This window comes from Burkholderia sp. PvR073 (genome assembly GCF_054055695.1).
The window spans coordinates 927205-950192 of sequence record NZ_JBSRXO010000001.1; the positions used below are offsets into that span (position 1 = coordinate 927205).

The 22988-nt window shown below is 67.5% G+C and carries 24 protein-coding genes, 1 pseudogene and 1 riboswitch; of the genes and pseudogenes, 12 read left to right on the forward strand and 13 right to left on the reverse strand.

Annotation, left to right across the window (positions count from 1 at the left end; translation table 11 throughout):
- Positions 1-45: 45 nt before the first annotated feature.
- The 4 genes from ACVK00_RS04100 to ACVK00_RS04115 form a co-directional block, all read right to left on the reverse strand.
- Positions 46-1341, reverse strand: a complete 1296-nt coding sequence (locus tag ACVK00_RS04100; RefSeq protein ID WP_105833707.1) for a multicopper oxidase family protein — start codon at positions 1339-1341, stop codon at positions 46-48.
- A 1-nt stretch (position 1342) separates the two neighbouring features.
- Positions 1343-2989, reverse strand: a complete 1647-nt coding sequence (locus ACVK00_RS04105; protein WP_354123203.1) for a TolC family protein — start codon at positions 2987-2989, stop codon at positions 1343-1345.
- Positions 2986-3294: a hypothetical protein gene (locus ACVK00_RS04110; RefSeq protein ID WP_228908878.1), complete on the reverse strand. Its 309-nt coding sequence runs from the start codon at positions 3292-3294 to the stop codon at positions 2986-2988. The genes ACVK00_RS04105 and ACVK00_RS04110 overlap by 4 nt, the downstream gene beginning before the upstream one ends.
- 94 nt (positions 3295-3388) lie before the next feature.
- Positions 3389-3769, reverse strand: a complete 381-nt coding sequence (locus ACVK00_RS04115; protein ID WP_284888681.1) for a hypothetical protein — start codon at positions 3767-3769, stop codon at positions 3389-3391.
- A 278-nt stretch (positions 3770-4047) separates the two neighbouring features.
- Between ACVK00_RS04115 and ACVK00_RS04120 the strand changes: the two genes are divergently transcribed.
- The 6 genes from ACVK00_RS04120 (at position 4048) to ACVK00_RS04145 (ending at position 10566) form a co-directional block, all read left to right on the forward strand.
- Positions 4048-4719 carry a heavy metal response regulator transcription factor gene (locus ACVK00_RS04120; RefSeq protein WP_175722883.1) on the forward strand — a complete coding sequence of 224 codons (672 nt, stop codon included), beginning with the start codon at positions 4048-4050 and terminating at the stop codon, positions 4717-4719.
- Entirely contained in the window at positions 4716-6125 is a 1410-nt protein-coding gene (locus tag ACVK00_RS04125) for a heavy metal sensor histidine kinase (protein WP_284888680.1), read from the forward strand. The genes ACVK00_RS04120 and ACVK00_RS04125 overlap by 4 nt, the downstream gene beginning before the upstream one ends.
- A gap of 133 nt (positions 6126-6258) precedes the next feature.
- Positions 6259-6435, forward strand: a riboswitch (yybP-ykoY riboswitch).
- An 82-nt stretch (positions 6436-6517) separates the two neighbouring features.
- Positions 6518-7528 carry a sodium:calcium antiporter gene (locus ACVK00_RS04130; protein ID WP_284888679.1) on the forward strand — a complete coding sequence of 337 codons (1011 nt, stop codon included), beginning with the start codon at positions 6518-6520 and terminating at the stop codon, positions 7526-7528.
- A 160-nt stretch (positions 7529-7688) separates the two neighbouring features.
- Positions 7689-8057: a hypothetical protein gene (locus ACVK00_RS04135; RefSeq protein WP_284888678.1), complete on the forward strand. Its 369-nt coding sequence runs from the start codon at positions 7689-7691 to the stop codon at positions 8055-8057.
- A gap of 48 nt (positions 8058-8105) precedes the next feature.
- Positions 8106-8966 carry an XAC2610-related protein gene (locus ACVK00_RS04140; protein ID WP_354123204.1) on the forward strand — a complete coding sequence of 287 codons (861 nt, stop codon included), beginning with the start codon at positions 8106-8108 and terminating at the stop codon, positions 8964-8966.
- A gap of 196 nt (positions 8967-9162) precedes the next feature.
- Positions 9163-10566, forward strand: coding sequence for an MFS transporter (locus ACVK00_RS04145; protein ID WP_284888675.1), 1404 nt, complete (start codon positions 9163-9165; stop codon positions 10564-10566).
- 22 nt (positions 10567-10588) lie between these two features.
- Here ACVK00_RS04145 and ACVK00_RS04150 read toward each other — a convergent pair.
- Positions 10589-10852 (reverse strand): annotated as a pseudogene (locus ACVK00_RS04150) (LysR family transcriptional regulator); the annotation flags it as partial.
- Positions 10853-11059: 207 nt separating this feature from the next.
- Between ACVK00_RS04150 and ACVK00_RS04155 the strand changes: the two are divergent.
- Positions 11060-11893 (forward strand): helix-turn-helix transcriptional regulator, encoded by an 834-nt coding sequence (locus tag ACVK00_RS04155; RefSeq protein WP_284888674.1) that lies wholly within the window; start codon positions 11060-11062, stop codon positions 11891-11893.
- Between the two features lie 94 nt (positions 11894-11987).
- On the opposite strand, the gene ACVK00_RS04160 is transcribed toward ACVK00_RS04155, so the two are convergent.
- Together ACVK00_RS04160 and ACVK00_RS04165 are read right to left on the reverse strand one after the other, a co-directional pair.
- Positions 11988-12392, reverse strand: coding sequence for a nuclear transport factor 2 family protein (locus ACVK00_RS04160; protein WP_228908870.1), 405 nt, complete (start codon positions 12390-12392; stop codon positions 11988-11990).
- Between the two features lie 156 nt (positions 12393-12548).
- On the reverse strand, positions 12549-13361 hold the full coding sequence (locus ACVK00_RS04165; protein WP_284888698.1) for a class I SAM-dependent methyltransferase: 813 nt from the start codon (positions 13359-13361) through the stop codon (positions 12549-12551).
- A gap of 335 nt (positions 13362-13696) precedes the next feature.
- Here ACVK00_RS04165 and ACVK00_RS04170 point away from each other — a divergent pair, with 335 nt between their 5' ends.
- A complete protein-coding gene (locus ACVK00_RS04170; RefSeq protein WP_284888672.1) occupies positions 13697-14182 on the forward strand; it encodes a hypothetical protein in 486 nt (161 codons plus the stop codon).
- A 109-nt stretch (positions 14183-14291) separates the two neighbouring features.
- Positions 14292-15635: a DUF2325 domain-containing protein gene (locus tag ACVK00_RS04175; RefSeq protein ID WP_284888671.1), complete on the forward strand. Its 1344-nt coding sequence runs from the start codon at positions 14292-14294 to the stop codon at positions 15633-15635.
- Between the two features lie 33 nt (positions 15636-15668).
- Here ACVK00_RS04175 and ACVK00_RS04180 read toward each other — a convergent pair whose 3' ends face one another.
- Positions 15669-15992, reverse strand: a complete 324-nt coding sequence (locus ACVK00_RS04180; RefSeq protein WP_175748219.1) for a winged helix-turn-helix domain-containing protein — start codon at positions 15990-15992, stop codon at positions 15669-15671.
- Positions 15993-16595: 603 nt separating this feature from the next.
- Here ACVK00_RS04180 and ACVK00_RS04185 point away from each other — a divergent pair.
- A complete protein-coding gene (locus ACVK00_RS04185) occupies positions 16596-17186 on the forward strand; it encodes a GNAT family N-acetyltransferase (protein ID WP_284888670.1) in 591 nt (196 codons plus the stop codon).
- Positions 17187-17228: 42 nt separating this feature from the next.
- Here ACVK00_RS04185 and tam read toward each other — a convergent pair whose 3' ends face one another.
- Positions 17229-18017 carry a trans-aconitate 2-methyltransferase gene (gene tam / locus ACVK00_RS04190; RefSeq protein WP_284888669.1) on the reverse strand — a complete coding sequence of 263 codons (789 nt, stop codon included), beginning with the start codon at positions 18015-18017 and terminating at the stop codon, positions 17229-17231.
- 122 nt (positions 18018-18139) lie between these two features.
- On the opposite strand from tam, the gene ACVK00_RS04195 reads away from it, so the two are divergent.
- Positions 18140-19036 carry a LysR family transcriptional regulator gene (locus ACVK00_RS04195; protein ID WP_228908863.1) on the forward strand — a complete coding sequence of 299 codons (897 nt, stop codon included), beginning with the start codon at positions 18140-18142 and terminating at the stop codon, positions 19034-19036.
- A gap of 16 nt (positions 19037-19052) precedes the next feature.
- On the opposite strand, the gene ACVK00_RS04200 is transcribed toward ACVK00_RS04195, so the two are convergent.
- From ACVK00_RS04200 to ACVK00_RS04210, 3 genes are all read right to left on the reverse strand, one after another.
- On the reverse strand, positions 19053-19487 hold the full coding sequence (locus tag ACVK00_RS04200; protein ID WP_228908862.1) for a GNAT family N-acetyltransferase: 435 nt from the start codon (positions 19485-19487) through the stop codon (positions 19053-19055).
- 156 nt (positions 19488-19643) lie between these two features.
- Positions 19644-19844: a hypothetical protein gene (locus tag ACVK00_RS04205; RefSeq protein ID WP_284888667.1), complete on the reverse strand. Its 201-nt coding sequence runs from the start codon at positions 19842-19844 to the stop codon at positions 19644-19646.
- A gap of 30 nt (positions 19845-19874) precedes the next feature.
- Entirely contained in the window at positions 19875-21203 is a 1329-nt protein-coding gene (locus ACVK00_RS04210) for a DUF3422 family protein (RefSeq protein ID WP_228908860.1), read from the reverse strand.
- A gap of 160 nt (positions 21204-21363) precedes the next feature.
- Here ACVK00_RS04210 and ACVK00_RS04215 point away from each other — a divergent pair, with 160 nt between their 5' ends.
- A complete protein-coding gene (locus tag ACVK00_RS04215; protein ID WP_175758459.1) occupies positions 21364-22239 on the forward strand; it encodes a LysR family transcriptional regulator in 876 nt (291 codons plus the stop codon).
- A 30-nt stretch (positions 22240-22269) separates the two neighbouring features.
- On the opposite strand, the gene ACVK00_RS04220 is transcribed toward ACVK00_RS04215, so the two are convergent.
- Positions 22270-22836: a hypothetical protein gene (locus ACVK00_RS04220; RefSeq protein ID WP_284888662.1), complete on the reverse strand. Its 567-nt coding sequence runs from the start codon at positions 22834-22836 to the stop codon at positions 22270-22272.
- Between the last annotated feature and the right edge of the window lie 152 nt (positions 22837-22988).

The following is a 22988-nucleotide window of genomic DNA, read 5'->3' on the forward strand; positions in this document are numbered from 1 at the left end:
GGCGGCCGCACCGCGCGGCCACCGCTTGCCACTGTTGGCCGCCGCTCAGCCGTCCGGCAATTCGCCGGTGTATTCGTAGGCGACAGTGCCCTTCGGATGCCGGAACCAGCCCGGATCGCGATAGTCGTTGCGGCCGAGCCCCTGCCGGACCTTCAGCACCGTGAACATGCCGCCCATCTCCAGCGGCCCGAACGGGCCGGTGCCCGTCATCATCGGCAGGGTGTTGTCGGGCAGCGGCATTTCCATGCCGCCCATCGCGCCGCCGGTGCTGCCCATCGCCATGTAGTCGGGCACGAGCTTGCCGATGCGCTGCGCGAGATCCTTCTGCGGCACGCCGATCAGGTTCGGCACCTGGTGGCCCATCGCATTCATCGTGTGATGCGACTTGTGGCAATGGAACGCCCAGTCGCCGGGGCGATCGGCGGTGAACTCGATCGCGCGCATCTGGCCGACCGCGACGTCGGCCGTCACCTCAGGCCAGCGCGCCGCCGGCGGAATCCAGCCGCCGTCCGTGCCGGCGACCTCGAAGCTGTAGCCGTGCAGGTGGATCGGATGGTTCGTCATCGTCAGGTTGCCGAAACGAATCCGCACGCGGTCGCCCGCCCGCACCGGCAGCGGGTCGATGCCCGGGAACACGCGCGAATTGAACGTCCACATGTTGAAGTCGGTCATCTCGTTCACGCGCGGCGTGTAGCTGCCCGGGTCGATGTCGTACGCGGCGAGCAGGAACACGAAGTCGCGATCGACCGGCATCGTCGCGCGGTCCTTCGGGTGCACGATGAACATGCCCATCATCCCCATCGCCATCTGCACCATCTCGTCGGCGTGCGGGTGATACATGAACGTGCCGTGCGCCTCCAGCTGGAACTCGTAAACGAAGGTCTTGCCGGGCGGGATGTGCGGCTGCGTGAGGCCGCCGACGCCGTCCATCCCGTTGGGCAGCCGCAGCCCGTGCCAGTGGATCGTCGTGTGCTCGGGCAGGCGGTTGGTCACGAAGATGCGGACCTTGTCGCCTTCAACGGCCTCGATCGTCGGGCCCGGCGACTGGCCGTTGTAGCCCCACAGGTTCGCGTTCATCCCGGGCGCCATCTCGCGCACGACCGGCTCGGCCGTCAGGTGGAATTCCTTCCAGCCGTTCTTCATCCGCCACGGCAGCGTCCAGCCGTTCAGCGTCGCGACGGGTGTGTACGGACGGCCGTTGGGCGGCACGAGCGGCGGCTGCGTGCCGGCCTTCGCCATCGTGGGCGCTTCGGGCAGCGACGCAGCGCCGGCCTTGCTGACCATCGCCGCACCGAGCAGCGCGGCGCCCGAGCCGCTGAGAAATTGTCGACGGGACACCATGTCAATGACCTTCCGGATGCGTTGCGGGCGCCGGTTGCGCCACGGGAGAGGAAGCCGGCTGCGGTGCAGCGTCGGGCGTGGAGGCGGCCGGCGCGGATGCGCGCGGTGTGGGCTGCGAGGTCGGCTGCGGTGCCGGCTGCGGTGCCGGCTGCGGTGCCGGCTGCGGTGCCGGCTGCGAGGTCGGCTGCGAGGTCGGCTGCGAGGTCGGCTGCGAGGTCGGCTGCGATGTCGGCTGCGATGTCGGCTGCGAGGTCGGCTGCGAGGTAGGCTGCGGCGCAGGCTGCGAGGTAGGCAGCCGGCCGCCGACGGCCATCTGCAGATCGGTTTCGGCGAGCCAGTAGTCCTTCAGCGCATCGATGTAGCCGTTGACCGCGCCGACCTGTTCGCGCGCATCGGTGAGCAGCTCGAACACGCTCGCGAGCATCCCGTTGTAGCGCAGCAGCAACTCGTCCGAGATCGTCTTGCGCAGCGGCACGACTTCGTCGCGATAGTGCGTCGCGACGTCGTAGCTCGTCGTGTACGCCGCGTACGATTCGCGCACTTCCGAGCGGGCGTCGATCGCGGCTTGCGCGAGCCGGTTCGCCGACTGCATGTAGACGGCCTCGGCCCGCGCGACCTTCGCGCCGCCCCAGTCGAACAGCGGAATCTCGATGCTGATCTCGTAGCCGTGCTCGTGCCCCTTGTCGGTCTCGTAGTTGTTCACGTAGCCGAGATCGACCGCGTTGACGAAGCGCGTCGCCTTACTGAGTCCGAGCGACGACGCGACGCCCTGCGTCTGCAGCTTCGCGGCCTGGATGTCGAGACGGTTGCTCATCGCGTAGCGTTCGAGATCGGGCAGGTCGGGACGCGTCTTCGGCAGATCGGGCAGACGCTCGGGCAGCGCGTACCGCGTGCGCTCGCCCCACAGCCCCATCGCCCGCGTGAGCTTCTCGCGCGCGGCCACGGCCTGCTGATGCGCCTTCGCCTGCTGGGCGACCGCGTCAGCATGGAACGCCTGTTCGCGTGCGTAGTCGAGCCGGCTGAAGTTGCCGGCCTGGCGCATGCGCAGCGCGAGCTCGGCGGCGGCGCTCGCGGCGTCGCGCACCTGCTGCGCATAGTTGGCGGCCTGTTCGGCGGCGACGGCCTCGACATACGCGCGGCGCGCGTCGGCCGCGACCTTCAGCATCGCGTCGGCCGTCTCGAGCTTGGTCTGCTCGAAGCGGCGGCGTTCGATGTTCGTCGCGAGCGGCAGGGTCAGCAGCGCGAATACGTTGGCCGAGAACGTGCGGCCGAGGCTCAGCTCGCCGTCGCCGGCCCGCGTGCGGCTGAACGAGAAGCGCGGGTTCGGCAGCCGGCCGGCCTGCACGAGATCGGCCTCCGACAGCCCGAGCGCCGCGTACGACGCCTGCAGGCCGCGGTTGTTCAGCAGCGCGAGCTGCACCGCGTCGTCCATCGACAGCGGTTTCGCGAGCAGTTCCTTCGTCCGCGCGTCGACGGCGTCGCGGTCGACGTCGGTCCTGACGATGACGGCGTCTCTCCCGATGCGCTCCGATGCGGCGGACGACACGGCGTCGAAGCCGCCGTCCTTCGAGAACGTCGTACAGCCGGCGAGGAAGGCAAGCACGAGCGCGGTCGCGCCGATTCGCGGTGACATCGCAAGTCTCGTCATTGCGCGGCGTCTCCGTGCATCGAATGAGCCGCGCCGCCCGCCGTGTTTTCAGGCTTCGCGCTTCCAGGCTTCGCGTGTCCGGTCGCGTGCCCCTTCGCGGGCCGCTCCGTCACGTCGCGGTTCAGTTGTTTCCAGCCCGGGCCTGCATCGTCCCGATACGGCACGTAGCCGTCAAACGCGGACGGCACGGTGACGTCCTGCACCGGCGCGGCGGCATCGGCCGGATCGGGACGCGGGGTTTGCGCAGGCGCGAGCGACGGCACGAGGGCCGCCGCGCCAAGCAGCGCCGCAGTGATCAATCGCATGGGTGTTTCTCGTCGTGAGCCGTGCGACGGGCGTCGATTGACCGCCGGCACGGTTTGCGGATCGCGACCGGTCGGCCGCGGACAAGGACAAGGACTAGACGGGAAGCCGGCGCGGCGGCCGCTCGATGCCGCCGGTCAGGAACGACACGACGACCGGCGACGGCGCGAAAGAAACGATCGCGATACCGATGCCCGACGCCACGGACACCGCGGAAGCATCGGCCATGCCGGTGCCGAAGCAGCAGGCTCCGCACGACGAACACGACGATGCATGCCGCGCGTGGTCTTCATGCGCATGCTCGCCACCCTGCGCGCTCGGCATCGCACGCGCCGCGGCCGGGTGATCGGCGCTCGCACCATCCTCCGCATGCGGCGCGACAGCGCCCGCGCACTGCATCGACACGGTCGCGAACGACTGGATCGGCAGGCTCAGCGCCAGCAGCACGACGAGGATGAATTTGCGCCAGTACGACATGGATGCGGAATCAGGCAGGCTACGACCGGATGAACGGGAGCAACACCGCGACGGCGCGCTCCGGACACAAGACGGTCGCAGCTTATCGCCGCCGGCGTGACCACGACATGGCCGAAACATGACCGGTTTTTCATGAAGCGCGGGCGCTGCATCGCAAGCCTGCTTCATGACAATTCCGTCATTCGCCGGTCATCTTTCGCGCACGCGCGGCGCCCTAAGCTCACGCGTTACACTGACCGGCTGGAATCACGGATGAATCACGAACGGCCTGCTCCACCATGCGGATACTGATAGTCGAAGACGAACCCAAGATGGCGTCCTACCTGCGCAAGGGGCTGGCGGAGGCGAGCTATACGGTCGACGTGGCCGAGAACGGCAAGGACGGGCTGTTCCTCGCGCTGCACGAGGATTTCGATCTCGTCGTGCTCGACGTGATGCTGCCCGAGCTGGACGGCTTCGAGGTGCTCCGGCGGCTGCGCGCGCAGAAGCAGACGCCGGTCCTGCTCCTGACGGCGCGCGACGCGATCGAGGACAAGGTCACGGGGCTCGAACTGGGCGCCGACGACTACCTGCTCAAGCCGTTCGCGTATGCGGAGTTCCTTGCCCGCATCCGTTCACTGTTGCGGCGTGCGCCGCGCAATGCGCGCGACCTCCTGCAGGTCGCCGATCTCGAGGTCGACCTGATCAAGCGCCGGGTACGGCGCGCGGACAACCGCATCGACCTGACCGCGCAGGAATTCGCGCTGCTGCAACTGCTCGCGGAACGCGAAGGCGAGGTGCTGACGCGCACCTTCATCACGTCGCAGATCTGGGACATGAATTTCGACAGCGACACGAACGTCGTCGATGCGGCGATCAAGCGCCTGCGCGCGAAGATCGACAACGCCTACGAGAAGAAGCTGATCCACACGATCCGCGGCATGGGCTACGTGCTCGAGGATCGCTCATGACCGGCGGCCCCGCGCCGTATTCGCTGCTCCGGCGCCTGACGCTCGCGTTCGCCGCCGTCGCCGCGCTCGTGTTCGCGCTGACCGGCGCTTACCTGTATCGCTCGCTGTCCGCCGAGCTGACCCGGCGCGACGACATCGAGATCGCCGGCAAGCTCAACCAGTTCCTGCAGCTCGCGCGGGCGAGCGGTTCGACGGCGGCGTTGCGCGCCGATCCGGCCGTCTTCCATGAAGTGCTGCTGTCGCATCCGGGCGTCTATCTCGGCATCTACGACGCCGCGAACCGTCCGCTCGTCGAACACACCGACGAAGCCGGCAACACGCTCGCGTCGGTGATCGCGCGGCCGCGGCCGGCCGACGCAGCGGCCGCCAGCCCGTTCACCTGCGCGCCGCCCGGCATCGGCACGTCGCGCTGCGTGCGTGCGCGCGCCACGCTGCCGTCGGGCGAAACCATCCAGGTCGCGCTGGCGCGCACGGCGACCGATCGCCAGTCGCTGCTGGAAAGCTATCGCGTCGACATCTGGCTCGCGGCCGCCCTCGGCGCGCTGCTGGTCGGCGCGCTCGGCTACGCGGTCGCGTCCCGCGGCCTGCGCCCGGTCGAGAGCCTCGGCCGGCAGACCTCGCGCATCGAGGCACACAACCTGAACGCGCGTCTCGATGCGCGCGGCGGTCCGGTCGAGTTGCACGAGCTGGCCACGTCGGTCAACCGGATGCTCGACCGGCTCGAGCGCGCGTTCGTGCGGCTGTCGCAGTTCTCGTCCGACCTCGCGCACGACATGCGCACGCCGCTCGCGAACATGATCAGCTCGTCGCAGGTCACGCTGTCGCGCGCCCGCACCACCGAGGAATACGAAGCGCTGATCGATTCGAACATCGAGGAGTGCGAACGGTTGCAGCGGATGATCGAGAACATGCTGTTTCTCGCGCGCACCGACAATGCACGGCAGCACCTGAAGACCGTCGAACTCGATGCGGGCGCCGAGCTGCGCCGGCTCGCGTCGTATTTCCAGGCGCTGGCCGACGAGGCCGGCGTGCACCTCGCCGTGCAGGGCGAAGCGCCGGTCGTCGCCGACGCGACGCTGTTCCGGCGCGCCGTCAGCAATCTCGCGTCGAACGCGCTCGAACACGCGCAAGCCGGGTCGACCATCGAGCTGACCGTATCGACCCGGCCCGGCTATGCGGTCGTCGAAGTCACGAACCGCGGCGCGGCAATTCCGCCCGAGCAGATCGAGCGGATCTTCGAGCGCTTCTACCGGATCGATTCGTCGCGGCACGGCGCGGCGCGCAACGCCGGGCTCGGGCTTGCGATCGTCAAGTCGATCATCGAGCTGCACCGCGGCAAGGTCGAGGTCGAGAGCCGCGACGGACGCACGACGTTCGCACTGTATTTCCCGGCCCGCGCTGCGTGACACGCGCGTGACGCCCGCGCACGCCGATTGCTTCCCGATACGGCATGCGCATCCGCTGTCGCTCGACTTGTCTTCCCGAATGAAAGGGTATGACCGCACAAGCTTGCCGAAAGCGGCCGGCTCGGCTAGACTGCCCTTCGTCTTTGGGGAGTAGCCTGCTTTCCATCCCCCGGAAAGCGAACACGTCAACACACTCGGCCTGCGGCCGTGGCGCGTTCGGCCGAATCGGTCTGGCGAGACCATCGACGCATCGCGCCGTTCCTGGTCGGACGTCGGCAGATGCGTCATGGTTCGTCCACGTCCGACCACGGAGTCCCCATGTTCCTCGTTGCCTATCCTTCGCGTTTCATCAGTTCCATGACCGCCTGCATGCCTGCCTGCGGAGGTGCCGCATGACGTTGATGCTCGTCGAACTGGCGTTCATGCTGATCGTCATCCTGGTCGCCGCCGAGTTCTTCACGAATGCGCTCGAACATCTCGGTGAACGGCTGAAGATTTCCGAAGGCGTCACCGGTTCGCTGTTCGCAGCCGTCGGCACCGCGCTGCCCGAAACGATGGTGCCGCTGCTCGCGCTCGCGGGCGGCACGTCGAATGCGGCCGTGAACGAGGAAATCGGCGTCGGCGCGATTCTCGGCGCGCCGCTGATGCTCGCGACGCTGACGACCTTCCTGATGACGATCGCCGTAATCCGCTCGCGCGGCCTGACCGGCACGATCAAGCCCGAGCGGACCGGCTTCGTGCGCGACCTGAACTACTTCATCGCCGCGTTCGCGCTCGCCACCGTCGCGATGTTCGTCCCGCATCACGTGTGGGGCGTCCGCGCGCTGCTCGCCGCGATGCTGGTCGGCATCTACGTGCTGTATGTCGTGATGACGTTCCGCGCGTCGACGCAGCTCGTCGATGCCGGGCACGGCACCGAAGCGCCGCACGCAATGTTCCTGTCGCGCGTCGGGCTGCCGACCAACCTCGCGACCATCGCGCTGCAGCTCGCGATCGGCGTCGCGCTGCTCGTCGGCGGTGCGAAGGGCTTCATTCATGGCGTCGAGGGCGTATCGCAGTTGCTCGGCATCTCCGCGCTGCTGCTGTCGCTGATCATCGTGCCGATCGCAACGGAGTTGCCCGAGAAGGTCAACAGCGTGCTGTGGATCCGCCGCAAGAAAGACACGCTCGCGTTCGGCAACATCACCGGCGCGATGGTGTTCCAGGGCACGCTGCTGCCGGCGATCGGCATCATGCTGACGCCGTGGGAGCCGCGCCCCGAAGTGCTGACCGGCGTGATCATCACGCTCGCGGCGGCGGCCTGGCTGCGCGTCAATGCCCGCGCGCACGGGCTCGCGATCTGGGCGTTGCTCGCGAACGGGGCCGGTTACGTCGGCTATCTGTTCGTGACGCTGACGCGCTGAGTCCGCCGGCCGCGCCGGTGACGACCTGCGCGCCGAGGCCCGCTTCGCGCAACACGATGCGGATGCGCACGCTCGGCGGCCGCTGCTCGTGTCGTATCTGCTCGACAGGGCGAAGCGCTTCGGCGCCCCGCCCCGATAACCCCACATCGAGAGAACCATCATGGAACTACACGCCACCGTCGGCGCGGCCACGTCCGACATCGACGACGATGAAAGCTGCGCGAACATCTATTGCCACGACGCGGAGCAAAACTATTGCTTCTCGTTGCTGCGCTTTCCGGAGGAAACGACGATCGAGGTGATGGTGCTCGACCAGCTCACCGCGCACGTGAACGATCTGTCGGTTCACCTCACGGGCGACACGATCGACGTCGAGCTCGACGCACGTACCGCCGCGCGTCTCGACGGCAATACGCATTACGTGATCCATCTCGCGCCCGGCGAACACGATCCCGTCGCGCTGCGTGCCGCGCTGAAGGAAATCTTCGACGGCAAGAGCGGGTATCGCGACGACAGCGCAAGCGCGTAAGCCGGCCGGCTCGACACACCATCCCGCCCACGCGTTCGCACTCCGCTCATGACACGCCCCTCGCGATTCCAACCGCTCCTCCGCCGCTGCGCGCTGCTGATCGCGTGCTGCGCGTCGGCTGCCGCCGCGCATGCGGCCAAACCGCTGCTCACGTTCAAGGTCGACGACGCCGTCACGGCACGTGTCGAACACGCCGACGGCGCGCGCATCACGATCCGCTTCCTGCCGAGCGGAAAAACGCAGGTGCTCGACGTCGGCATCTCCGACGAGGAAGGCCACTACCGGCTTGCGTCCGACGACTATAACTTCGACGGCCACCGCGATCTCGCCGTCTATGCGCCGCTCGGGATGGTCAACGAGCTCTCCGGCATCTTCCTGTACGACGCCGCGCATCAGCGGTTCGAGCCGCTGAGCCTGCCGGCGGCCAGCATGCCGCACGGCAACTGCGACGACCTGATCAACGTCCAGGCGAAGCCGAACGAGCGCACGCTGTACAGCTCGTGCCGGGGCGGGCCGATCTGGTACACCGACGCCTACCGCTTCGACGGCAACGGCCGGATGTATCTCCATCAGTCCAGCGACGCGATTCCGGACGATCTGCACGACCTGTTCGACGGCGACTCGGGCCCGCCGTCGATGCTGCTGACCTATGACGCACACGGCAAGCGCGTCTCGCGCCGCCCCGACGCATACGGCGGCGGCAAGGTCACGTTCAAGGTGCGCCCGGCGCGCCTGCCGTTACACGACGCGATGAACGACGCGCCGACGCGCCGCTATGTCGTCGCCGGCGATACGCTCGAACTGATCGACGCCAGCGCCGACTTCCAGTGGCTGAAGGTGCTGTATCGCAATCCGCATGGCGGCAGTTCGCAGGGCTGGGTCAGCGCGAAGGAAGCGACCGGCAACTGAGCCACGATGCGGTGCCGGCGTTCTCCGCGCGCGCACCGCCCTTTCCCACATACTGAGCGCATCACATCCCATTAATAGGGATGCCTGTTCAAATGTTGACGCGCTTCGCTCCACGGCCCTAACGTTCGCCCAATGCCATTGGATCCGGCCGCACCACCACGCGGGTGCCGGCCGGCACAGAACACAGGAGACGACCGTGGCCCAATCCGCGTCACGCACGCATGCCAACCCGTCGGCGCACACGCGCGCCGACACCGCAGCCGACACCGCCCACGATTCCGCAGCCCGCGCGTCCGCGCCCGCAGCCGCCACCTTCACCGCGCCGCCGAGCCGCAAGCGCCTGATCATCCTTGCGCTGCTGTTCGTCACGGTGGTGATCAACTATCTCGACCGCAGCAACCTGTCGATCGCCGCGCCCGCGCTGTTCAAGGAACTGAACATCGACCCGGTTCGCGCGGGCCTCGTGTTTTCCGCGTTCGGCTGGACCTATGCGCTGATGCAGATCCCTGGCGGCTGGCTCGTCGACAAGGTGTCGCCGCGCGTGCTGTATGCGGGCGCGCTCGCGCTGTGGTCGGCCGCGACGCTGCTGCTCGGCTTCTCCGGTTCGTTCGTCGGGCTGGTCGTGCTGCGGCTCGCGGTGGGCGCGCTCGAAGCGCCGGCCTATCCGATCAACAACCGCGTGGTCACGACGTGGTTCCCGACCCGCGAGCGCGCCAGCGCGATCGGCGGCTACACGTCGGGACAGTTCGTCGGCCTCGCGTTCCTCACGCCGGTGCTTGCGTGGCTGCAAGTGCATCTCGGCTGGCACATGGTGTTCGTCGCGACCGGGTTCGCCGGCATCGCATGGGCCGCGATCTGGTATGCGGTGTATCGCGAGCCGCGCGCGTTTCGCGGTGTCAATGCGGCCGAGATCGCGCTGATCCGCGACGGCGGCGGCCTCGTCGATCTCGAGGACCGCGTCGCCGTGCGCACCGAACACACGCCGTCGACGTGGCGCGACCTCGGCGTCGTGCTCGGCCGGCGCAAGCTGTGGGGCATCTATCTGGGTCAGTTCGCGCTGAACTCGACGCTGTGGTTCTTCCTCACGTGGTTCCCGACTTACCTCGTCAAGTATCGCGGGATGGACTTCATCAAGTCGGGCTTTCTCGCGTCGCTGCCGTTTCTCGCCGCGTTCGTCGGCGTGCTGTGCTCGGGCGTGCTGTCGGACTGGCTGATGCGGCGCGGCGCGTCGCAGGGCTTCGCGCGCAAGCTGCCGATCATCTCGGGGCTGCTGATCTCGACCTGCATCATCGGCGCGAACTATGTCACGTCGACGGGCTGGGTGATCGCGTTCATGACGATCGCATTCTTCGGCAACGGCTTCGCGTCGATCACGTGGTCGCTCGTGTCGGGCCTCGCGCCCGCACGACTGCTCGGCCTCACGGGCGGCGTGTTCAACCTGATCGGCAACCTGTCCGCGATCGCGACGCCGATCGTCATCGGGCTGCTCGTCGACGGCGCGGACTTCTCGCGCGCGATCACCTACATCGCCGCGATGGCGCTCGCGGGCAGCCTGTCGTACGGGCTGCTGGTCGGCAAGGTCGAACGCATCGACGCGTGAGTCGTCGCACGGGCGGCACGCGCTACGCGGACAGCGCGACCGCCTTGATGTTGAACGCGCGCAGCAAATCCTCGCAGAACGCATTGACGATCGGCTTGTCGCTCGCGCTGCGCTTCATCGCGAGATGCGGCGGCACGTCGAAGCTGAACGTCGTGCGGCCGACGGCCTTCACGAGCCCGCGCTGCTCGAACGCCTCCGCGTAATGCGCGGGCAGGTAGCCGAGATGCCCGCCCGACAGGATCAGGATCGTCGCTGCCTCGATGCTGTCCGCGCTCGCGGTCACGCGTCATCTCGCCGTTCCACGCGATGTCGGCGTCGCATTCCACGTCGGTCGTCGTTGCCCATTTATACTGCCCCGGTATGCCCCCTTCGTTGGGGACAAGCCGCGTTTTCCGGGGCAGGACGGCTGACAAGACACCTGCCGGTATTTCCCCTGAATGACGATTTCGGCTTCCGGCGCTAGAATCGCGCCCGCTTTTCATCGGGGAACCGCATGCTCAACGTGAACCCCTTCCACCGCGACACCGATCGCATCAACGTGTCGTTCAAGGCGCTCGGCGAATTGATCAAGACGGTCGGCACGCCGCACTTCGTGCCGCGTCTCACGCAACTGCTGAACGACGTGGTGCCGCTCGACGTCGCGCACGTCGAACGCTCGCGCGTCGACGGCACGATGCCGACCGGCTACCGCTGCGAATGGATCGGCAGCAGCGGCATCGGCGCCGAGACCGAGACCGCCGAAATCTCCGACGTGATGACGCTCTACTACGAGCGCTTTCTCGACAGTGATCCGCTGTTCGCGGGGCTGCGCGGCAAGACGGGCACGATGCTCGTCGTGCGCGACATCGCGGCGATCCCGCCCGGCGAGTTCCGCCAGCGACTGTTCGACGACGTGCGTATCGGCCACGAATGCGTACTCGCGCGCGGCACCCGCTACGCGCAGCATTCGATCGCGCTCGAACGCGGCCGCGACCGTCCGCCGTTCACGCTCGCCGAGATGAGCCGCTTTCGCAGCATCAGCGACGTGCTGTTCCCGTTGCTCGAGCTGCACGCGTCGACCACCGCCGCGCGGCGCATCGCGCATCCGACGCCCGACGTGCATCCGCTCGCGCGGTTCGATGCGCGGATCGCGGCCGACGGCGTGAAACTGTCGAAGCGTGAATACGAAACCTGCAAGCACCTGATCTCCGGCAAGACCGTACCGGAGACCGCCGAGATCCTCGGCGTGGGGGTCGCGTCGGCCGAGTCGTACGTGAAGCGCGCGTTCGCGAAGCTCGGCGTGCGCACGAAGCGCGAGCTCGCCGCATGGGGCGCGATCGTCGGCTAAGCGCCAACGATGCGGACGATCGATTGACCGGGGCGGCCGTTCGGGCCGTGGGCGACGACCGTGGTTCCTCGGCAGCCAGCTGCGTGCGGCGCCGTCAGTATCGATGTGCGGCCGCTTCGGCGGCGGTATCGTGATACTCGGCAAACGTCGTGATCTTCCCGCTTTCGATCGTGAACAGGTGCACCCAGTCGTCCTCGTACGTGCGCCCGGTCGACAGGACATGCCAGCGCTGCGTGCCGAGCACGACGACCCGGTTGCCGCTGGCGATGAACTCGAGCGGCTCGAACCGTTCTGCGGTCTGCGTCGACGCAAGCGCAGCGAAGAACGTCGCGACCTCCCGCGGCCCGCGTCTCCTGCCGACGAACGGTACGACGTCGGCCGGCCCCGGGATGAACCAGTCGACGTTTTCGGACAGTGTCTGCAGGACGCCGCCGATATCGCCCCTGCCGAACGCCGCGTACGCCTCTTGCACCAGTTGCACATTGCTTTGCCCGCTCATCGCGCCCTCCCGCCATCGCCGGTTCGCCGCGTTGCGGCACGGAAATCCGGCCGCAGACAATTCAGCATAGTCGAACCGTGGGACGCCACGCACAGGGTTCGCGAGCAATCGGGGGACGTGGATTTGGTATGACGGTATGAGCAATTCGTGGTACCGCTATCCTGCTGCCACGATCACATGCGCCTGTATCTTGCCGACTACCGGCCCGTCGCCGTGGCGAGCGGCAATGGCCTCGGTCGCGCGGTCCACCGCCAGTTCAAGCGAGCCGGCATCGCGCGCGACGATTTCGTCGTGCAGCGGCGTGCCCACGCAATAGGCGGTGGCGGCATCGCGTGCCGATGCCGCGCAACTGGTCTTCTCGCGCGTCGCGATGTCCACGTCGGCGAAGCCCGCACGGAGTAGCTCCTCGCGGATCAGCGCGATATCGTGATAGCCGTGCGGCGTGCGGGCGAGAAATCGCGGCGGGTCGTGCGGAAACAGCGCCGCGACGGCCTGGGTGATTTCGTCGGCAAAGGCGTTTTCCTCGATGCGATCCCAGACACTGAAGACGAAGCGCCCGCCCGGCAGCAGAACACGCCTTGCCTCCGCATAGCCGGCGACCCGATCAGGAAAGAACATCGCGCCGAACTGACAGCAGACGACGTCGAACGACGCGTCGTCGAACGGCAGGTCGAGCGCATCGGCCTGCCGCCATTCGATGCGACTGTCGGGGCTCTGTCTGGAGACGGCATAGTCGAGCATCGGCTGGTTGAGGTCGGTCACCGCGTAGCGCGCGCGAGGGCCGAGTCGCGCCGCGAGCGCCCGCGTGAGCGCGCCGCTGCCGGCGGCCGTTTCGAGCACCGAGCCGGGCGAGAAAGCGGCGATGCGCTCCGCCACGTCGACGGCATAGGCCTCGAAGATCAGCGGGACCATCAGCGTGTCGTAGAACGCCGGGATCGAGCCCGCGAACACCTCGTCGCGATCGGTCATCACACCCCCTTGCAAACGTCGAGCGAAGCGTTTGTTTGCGCGTGCGTTCCAGGTCAGCCAGGCCATGCCGGCAGGCTTTCGACCTGCTCGTCCCTGGGCGGCCGGCGCGGCGGCCGCGCATGCCCGAGCAGGACCGGCTTCCTACATGATAGGCGTTGGAACTGCCGAACGGCGCGGGCGACGGATGCATGCCGAAAGTCGCGCTTTCCGGGGGAAACGCGTCACGGCAACGGACCGGCCAGCGACATCGATCGAAATCCGCAAAACGCGTTCGCTGCGTTTTCGTTATATCCCATAGAATATATCGATATCTGCCCCTCCTCCGGAGACACGCCATGCCCCGCACGCCGACGGATCGCGCCTCGCCGCGCACCGCACGCGCCCCGACGCTGACACTGACACTGACGCGTGAGATCAGCACGCTGCGGCCGTTGCCGAGCGACGGTCGCGCGCAGCAGGTCACGGACGTCGTCGATGCGTTTCGTCGCCTGCGCGGCAGCGTGATGCGCTTCGTCCGGGTGTTCTCCGCCGCGACGGACGACACACTGTCCGCGCTGAGCCTGCGCGACCTGCTGGCGATGCTCGAGCGCGACGCGCGCGCCGCCCACTTCACGCGGCTGTCCGATCTCGAACGCACGATCGGGCTGGCACGCGGCCTCGAACGCACACGCGACGACGTGTTCTCCGACACGTTCAGCAACGACCCGGCCGCGATGCGCGACGCGGTCGCGGCGCTGGAGCGCGTCGACGTGCTGCTGGTCGGGCTGTGCGTCGAACACGTGATCGAACGGCACACGCCCGAATCCGCCGCCCTCTGCTGAGCCGCGAACCGGGCGTTTCTCCGGCATTCCGACCGTTATATTCCGTGGTATATTTCGCCGATCTTTCGCGCATCCGTCTCCGGGCCGTCGGGCCCGGATCGAGGTCCACATGCACGCTCCGCCCTTTCGCCTGGCCCGCACGGCGGGCCTGCCGTCATCCGGCAGCCCTTCGCCCGCGGGCGCCGGGCGGACCGACGCCTGCTGCGCACCGCCCCGTGCGTGGCAATCCGAGCTGAAGCGCCGCGCGCGCCTGTCCGAGCTCGATTCGAACCTGCACTGCTCGATCATTGGCACCTGCCTGACCACGCACGAACTGCGCAAGCTCGTGCCTAGATTCACCGATCTCGACCGCCAGCGCGCGACCGACCTGGAAATCCATCACGCGGCCGTCGAGCTCGCGATCGCAGGCGCGGCCGGCGGCAAGGCGCTGCACAAGGCGCTCGACGAACGCTATGCGGGCGCGATCCGGGCATTCGACAACGCGAAGGACGCCGACGCGCTCCTCGCGCTATGGCAGGACGCACTGAAACGCGGCGACATCCCGCCCGCGTACTGGGCGCTGATGACGCATCCGCACGCGACGATGGGCGTGCGCCAGACCGCGTTCGGCGATCTGCACATGCTGTCGCACCTGGTCGGCGCGGCGAATCGCGCGGATATCCGCCGGCTGGTCGCGCTCGAGGAAGAGAATGCGGCGCTGCACGCGAAGATCGAGCGGCAGCAGGCGCGCCTGCACGAGACGAGCATGGAGCGCGATGCCGCGCTGAGGGAACGCGATGCGTGCATTGCACGCCAGAACGCGCAGCCGACGAGCGCCGAAAGCGTGTTGCGCGACGAAGTGCGCGAACTGCGTGAGGCGCTGGCCGCGCGCGACGAACGCGTTGCGTTGCACACGAGCCGCCGCGAGGCGGCGGAACAGCAGATCGCTGCAGAACAGGCGAGCGCCCGCGCGATGCGCGCGCGGCTCGACGACCTGATGGCGATGGTGAAGACGCTGCGCGCGGAGGCGAGCGCGATCGAACAGGCGGTGCAGGCGTCGACCGACGATCCCGCCGCGCCCGTGGCGCAGTCACTGTCGATGCTGCGGGGCAAGCGCGTCGTCTACGTCGGCGGCCGGCCCGGTTCGAACCGCGCGATCCGGCGGATCGTCGAGACTGCGGGCGGCGAACTGACGTTGCACGATGGTGGCCTCGAGGATCGCAAGGGCTTGCTGGCCGCCGCGCTGCCGGGCGCGAACATGGTGGTGTTCCCGGTCGACTGCGTCGACCACGATTCGGTGAATCTGCTCAAGCGTTTATGCGAACGCCACCAGATCGCGTACTACCCGCTGCGGACCGCGAGCGTCGCCAGCTTCGTCGAATTGATCGGGCGGCTCGAAGCGCATGCGCGCCAGGTCATGCCGCCGGATGGGCAAACGGGCGAAGCGCCGCGCTTCTGCCTGCGGCACGGCTAGGCTCCGCGCCGGCAACGCCCGACAGCGCCCGCTTCAGCGGCGCACCATCTTCGTCAGCGCGGCGATCTCGCCCGCGCAGGCCGCGTAAGCGCGTGCCTCGATCTCGCGATAAAGCCGGATGATCTCCTCGCCGACCGGCGTCAAAACGCTGCCGCCGCCGCTCTGGCCGCCGTGTTCGGAAACCGTCGCAGGCGACTTCAGCGATCGGTTCAGTTCGTCCATCAGCAACCACGCACGCCGATACGACATCTCGAGACTGCGCGCCGCCGCCGAGATCGAACCGTGCTCGCGCACGGCCTCGAGCAGTGCAACCTTGCCTGGCCCGAGCGCGATCGTGTCGGCCTGCTGGATACGCATTCTGAAGCGCACCTCTGGCTTGGGATGTGCCGAAGTCTTCATGTTTTTTGCCGGTTGAACGATGCGGGCAAGCATACACGATGGATCGCGCGACGATCACGCGCTCGCCGACGTGCGTGTCGAACAGTTCATGCCATGAGCACGTGACTGCGTAGCCGTCGTGCCGCGACGACGTCGCCATCTTGTTCGAATACGTGATGCGACGACGACGCATTGCCCCGGCGATGCCGGCCAGCATCTCTGCCGGTTTTCGTGGAGCGGTGGACGTCGTGACGCCTATCGGCATCACGACCTTCGACATCTCTCGCAGAAAATATCGAGTTCTCATCAATCGGCAAACCATTATTCGGATTCCTTTCTATCTTCTTCCACCGGCGCGTGCAGCACCTTCGACAAATCTCAGTCCGATGGTGGCAAACCGACGTGCGGCGGGGTCCGCGCCGATATCCCGCATAATCGGGCGTTGAACGGCGCCGCGGGGGAAAGCATTGTGCGAGCGCAACAACTCACGCCGGGAACGGGCGCGATCCGGCTCGCCGCGCGGCGGCGGCGCTCGCCCCGGGGGAACACCAGGCAATCCCGCTGAAGACAGGACACCGACACATGGACCGAGCCGAGCACATCAGCATCGAACAGGCGGTCGATCTGCCCGCCGACGAACTGAACGGATGCGACTTCTCGTTCGAGATCGCGTGGGAACTGAATGCGCCGTACCGGGATCTGCTCGATTTGCGCGCGCTGCCCGTGCGGCGCAAGGACTACGGCTTCGACCCGGCCGGCTGGGCACGCGAGGCGTCCGGCGGCACCGCGCTGTTCCGCGCGACCGCCGGCGGGCGCCTCGCGGGATTCGTCGCGATCACCGAAAGCTGGAACGGGATGGCCGAGATCGCGGAACTCGCGGTCGATCGCGCGTGCCGCCGGCAAGGGATCGGCCAGTACCTGCTGGCGGCCGCGGAAGCGTGGGCGCGCAGCCGCGGATTCGGCTTCATGCGGCTGGAAACGCAGGCGAACAACGTCGCGGCCTGCTGCACGTACGCCCGCGCGGGCTTCGTCGTGGGCGGCCACGACCGCTTCCTGTACGCCGACGGCGTGAACGACGGGGAAGTCGCCCTCTTCTGGTACAAGGATTTGCGCGACGGGCAGACCGCGAAGAGCCGGACCGTCGATCCGGAATCGATGCGGCCGCTACCCTGACGCGCTACAACCTGCCGACCCGACACCGGTCTTTCTGTCGAATTACTTCCGCGTCGCGACGATGAACAGGCGCGGGAACGGCAGCAGCACGGTGCCGTCGTCGAGCACCGGATAGCCGTTCGGTCCCGCGAGCGCATCGCGATAGCGCGCGATGAACGCGTCGCGTTCGCTGTCGTCGTCCAGCGCCGCAAGGAACGGCCGCAGCGCGCTGCCCTTGAACCATTCGACGACCGCATCGGCGCCGCCGCTCAGCGGATGGTAGTAAGTCGTGCGCCATACATCGACCCGCGAACACATCGGCGACAGCAACGCGTAGTAGTACCGTGCATCGAACCGCTCGGTGCGCGCGGCGTCTTTCAACTTGTCCGCCCACGGCCCGGCCGCGGCGACTTCGCGCATCAGCCGGTGCGCGGGTTCGTCGAGGTTGTCGGGCATCTGCACCGCGAGATGGCCGCCCGGCGCGAGCCAGCCGACGAGGGACGGAAACAGTGTGTCGTGCGCGGGCACCCACTGCAGCACCGCGTTCGACAGGATCAGGTCGTAGCCGCCCGGATCGTCCCACGTGGTGACGTCCGCGAGATCGAAACGCAGCGCGGGCAGGCGCTTGCGCGCAGCTGCGATCATGTCCGGCGACGCGTCGATGCCGCGGACCGTCGCGTCGGGTGCACGCGCGATCAGCGCCTCGGTCGAATTGCCGGGGCCGCAGCCGATGTCGATCGCGGTATGGATCGGCGTATCGGGCACCGCGGCCAGCAGGTCATGGACAGGTCGCGTGCGCTCGTCTTCGAATCGCACGTACTGTCTGGCGGATTGATCGAGCGGGGTCGTCACGGTATGCCTCCTGGTCGGCGTGGACGGCGTCGGGAGATCGACAGCCGTCGATGCAGCACATTCTGCGATCTCGGCGTTCGTCAGTAAAATGAATTCAATATCGCTATTGATTCATATTTCTGATGAAAATCGATACGCTTGGTGTCCAGGCTTTCGTCGCGATCGCCGATGGCGGCAGTTTCAGGCAGGCCGCCGACACGCTGCACGTCACGCAAACGGCGATCACGCAACGGCTGCGCAAGCTCGAGTCGTTTCTCGGCGTCGCGCTGGTCGAGCGCACGACGCGCCGCACCACTCTCACCGAAATCGGCCGACGTTTCCTGCCGCAGGCGCGCCGGCTGCTGAACGAGCTGTCGGATGCGCTGACCGAAATCCGCGAGACGGGCCTGAGCCAGCGCGGCGACGTGACGATCGCGTGCGTGCCGACCGTCGGTGTGCAGTATCTCCCCCGCATTCTGCGCGCGTTCTCCGGGCACCGGCCGCACGATCGCGTGAAGATCCTCGATCATGCATCGGCGTCGGTGTTGCAAGCCGTGCTGCGGCGTGAAGCGGAATTCGGGATCAGCATCGCCGGCGACCAGCATCCCGAACTCGTCAGCGTGCCGCTCACGCATGATCCGTACGTGCTCGTCTGCCGCGACGATCATCCGCTTGCGAAGCGGCGGCGGATCCGCTGGGCAGCGCTGCAGCCGCATCCGCTGATCTTCGCGGGTGAAGTGAGCGGCAATCGCGGGCTGCTCGACGGTGCGCTGAAGACGAGCGGCGTGTCGCTGCATTCGTTCTACGAGGTGCAGCGCAGTTCGACCGCGCTCGGGCTCGTCGCGGAAGGTCTTGGCGCGGCCGTGGTGCCGAAGCTCGCGATCCAGAAGAACGCGTATCCGATGATCCGCACGATCGAGCTCGTCGAACCGTCGGTGTCGCGCACGCTCGTGCTGGTCAAGCGCAAGGCCGCGCAGTTGTCGCCCGCGGCGCAGGCGCTGTACGACATGATCGTCGAGCGCGCGACGGCGGGGCGGTGACGTCAGGCAACGTCGCTCAAAGCGTCTTGACCATGAACACGCGCGCCGCGCCTTCCGGCTCGCACGGCACTTCGCCGAACACCTCGTACCCGTGCTTGCGGTAGAAATCCGGCGCCTGGAACGTGATCGTGTAAAGCACCGCGCGGGCGCAACCGCGCCGCTTCGCCTCCGCTTCGGCCTCGCGCAGCAGCCGGCTGCCGAAGCCGCCACCGCGCAGCGATTCCGGCAGGTAGAAGAGATCGATGAAGAACAGGCCGAGCGACGTCCGCCCGGTGAGGCCGCCCAATACCTCGCCGGTCGCGGGATCGGTCACGTAGACGTCGAGCGCCGCCGTGTCGGCGCGGCCCGTCATCGCGTGGTTGAATTCGCCGAGCTTGCGGCTGATGAAGTCGCGGGCGGCCGGCTGCTCGGTGTCGGTCAGTTGAAGGGAAACGGCGGAATGCGCTGTCATGGAATCAAGATCGAGCTCGAAACATGCAGCATGCAGCAGGCGCCGGCCGGGTTCAAGCCCCGGCCGCAGGCGACACGGCACGCCCGCGCTGACGTCCGATACGCAAATCGACCGGAGCGCCTGCGTTACGTTGATTCGACGCGAAACGAACGCGCGTCAGTTGTACCCAAGAATCGCCACCGCCGCGACATCCGGCCGATCGATCGTGCTGCCGACGAGCGACGTCATCGGCTCCTGCAGCACGGCCTGATACGACGTCACGCGCGCCTCTTCCGGCGAACCGGATTCGTCCCACACCGGCTCGTCGAATGCATCGAGATCAGTGAAAAACTGAGCTTGCGTTTGCGTAAAAGTCATCTCCACTCCTTTTGATATGTCATTGATGTTCTAATTCGCCTGCTTCAACGCCGCCGCATGCACCGTCGGCACGGGCGCACCGTCATGCGCGGCCTCCGACCGCGCGAGCTGCGCGCGCGTGCGTCGCGTGATGTGAATCACCGCGAACACGACCGGCGCGATCAGCAGGCCTTCCGCCAGTTCGGGATCGACCGGCAGGTTCATCACGTGCAGCGCCTTGAACGCCGCGGTCGCAAGCGACAGCACGTAGTACGAAATGGCTGCCACCGACAGCCCTTCGACCGCGTGCTGCAGATGAAGCTGATTGCGCGCGGTGCGCTCCATGCCGGCCAGCAGGCGCGTCACGTCCTTTTCCTGCGCAAGATTCACGCGCGTGCGCAGCAAGTCGACCGCTCGCGCGATCCGCGCGGCGATCTGCTCATGGCGCGCCCACACGCTGCGACAGGTTTCCATCGCCGGTGCGAAGCGCCGCTCCATGAATTCCGCGATCGTCGGCATCCCTTCGATGCGCTCCTCACGCAATTCGTGGATGCGCGCCAGCACGAGCTTTTCGTATGCGCGCGACGCGCTGAAGCGGCCGCCGGACCCCGACAGCGCTTCGACCCGCACCGCGAGATGCGTGAGCTTCACGAGCAGGGCCGCGTCGTCGCCGTCGGCGCCGCTCGCGTCCATCCGCTGCATCAGCGCATGCAACGCCGCGTGAATCTCGTCGAGTTCGCGGCTCATCCGCCGCGCAACCGGCAACGCGAGCAGCGCCATCATCCGGTACGTCTCGATTTCATACAGACGCTGCAGCAGCCGCCCGCCCTGTTCCTCGCGAAAGTCCTCGTCGATGACGAGAAAGCGCATGAAGCCGTCGTCGCGCACGTGCCAGTCGCAGAACACCTTGCCGCCGCCGAGCACGTTGCTGCCGACGAGCGCGGGCCCGTCGATCCAGCGGCGCAGGTCGCCGCACACGAGCCGCGCGGCCTCGCCCGACAGCAACTCCATGCGCACCGCGACGAAGCGGATGCCCGCGAGCCGCGCGAACCAGGCGGCCGGGATCCCCTCGATCGCGAGATCGTCGAAATAGCCGGTGTCGCGACGCGGGGCAACGAACGTGAAGGTCGAGAATTCGGTGTGGCGCTCCCACTTCAGATGCCAGCCGCACGGCGACTGCACCGCGTAGTGGGTCGCGCCGTCTTGCGGCACAGCGATGCCGGTGTCGTGGCACAGCGCGTGCAGCAACGTTTCGTGGATGTCGGGCTGGCCATCCGTGTAGATCGCGTAATGCGTGAGCGATACGGCCTCGGCGAGCCGCAGGAATGGCCGGGCATGCAATTCGGCGGCCAGTGCGGCGCGCAACGGATGATCCATCATCGGTACACCACTCTTCCCTGTTCAACGCCGCATGCCGGCACGCCGGCTTGATTGCCACACCCCATCGAACGATACGGCGGGCTCGATTCCACTATGGCAGACACACAGCGACAATAAAAACGCATAATGCTGATCGTTACGTTCAGTTTTCCTGATACCGATGAAGATGCTCGATCACGACGTGCTGGCCACCGTCGTCGCCGTCGCGGAAACCGGCAACATGACCCGCGCCGCCGAAGCGGTGAACCGCTCGCAGTCGGCCGTGAGCATGCAGATCAAGAGCCTCGAGGACGCGATCGGCCGGCCGCTGTTCATGCGCAAGCCGCGCAGCATCGTGCTGACGCGCGAAGGCGAGGTCTTGCTGGGATTCGCCAGACGAATGCTGGCGCTGCGCGACGAGGCGTGGGCGGCCGTCGTGCGGCCGGAAGTGACCGGTAAGGTGGTCATCGGCGTGCCGGACGACTACGCGTCGTCACTGTTGCCGTCGGTGCTGAAGAAGTTCTCGGCGACCTATCCGAAGGTCGAGATCCAGGTGATCGGGCTGCCGAGCAGCGCGCTCGCGCCGCTGCTGAAGGACGGCACCGTCGATCTCGTATGCGGCACGCGCATCAAGGGACTGTCCGGCGACTTCATCCGCCACGAGCCGATGGCGTGGGCCGCGATGACGAACGGGCCGCGCGTATGGGAAGAACGGCCGCTGCCGATCGCGGTGTTCATGCCGGGCAGCGTCGCGCGGGAGAACGCGATCCGCAGCCTCGAACGCGCGAAGCTGCCGTTCCGGACTTCCTATGAAAGCCCGAGCCTGCTCGGGCTGCTCAGCATGGTGGAGGCAGGCCTCGCGGTCGCGCCGCTCGCGCGCTGCGCGATTCCCGCGCAACTGTCGATGCTCGGCCGCTCGCACGGGTTGCCCGATCTGCCGCCGCTCGAGCTGATCCTCGCGCGCAGCACGAAATCGAAGCGCCCGCCATGCGACTTTCTCGCGGACCAGCTGATGGAAGACCTGCAGCGGCAAACCGGCCAGGCCGGCGATGCCTGAAGCGCGGGTGGGCGGGCGCCGTGCGCACCGTCACGAACCGCCGGGCCGCGGATGGCCGGCCGCGAGCAATGCGGCGTTGACGATGCCTGCCACCGTGTCGACGAGCGCCTCGAGCGTGTCGCCGTGCACGTGCCGCCCGGCGGGCGGAACGCATTCGTTGCGTCGGCCACCCCACTGCGACCCGGCCGTCACCGACAGCGTCGCGCCGAACCGGTTGCCGTGCCGTCGACCGAAGATGCCGACGCGCTGCTCGCCCATATACGCCTGCTCGGGCAGAAACAGCCGGATCTCGACTGCAACCTGATCGGGATCGCCGGCACGCGTGTTCGCGTCGACGCCCGACTCGCAACCCTTCGCGATGCGAAACGTCACATGCGAATCCCACGCGGCCAGCGGGCCGCCGGCCGCGTCGACGCGTTCGATGTCGACCGACCATTGATGGCGCTCCGGCAACCGGATCGCCTGGCGCAGCAGCACGTCCGCCGCGCGAACCGTCACCAGCAGCTGCCGTGCGAGCTGTCTGCTCGACGGCAGCGTCACCACGCGCACGCGACGGCTAGCGGGGCGCGCGGTGTGTACTTCTTCCGTGAGGTACATGGATTCCCTCCTTGGCGAATGCAGCGCCGCATTCGACGCGGCGCACAAACGTCCGCTGCAACCGGCCGACGGAGCACCGCGGCCGATAAAACGGCGACGAATCTACCTACAAGCAATCGGCGTTCCCAGCCCAACGAACCCAGTTTAGAAGG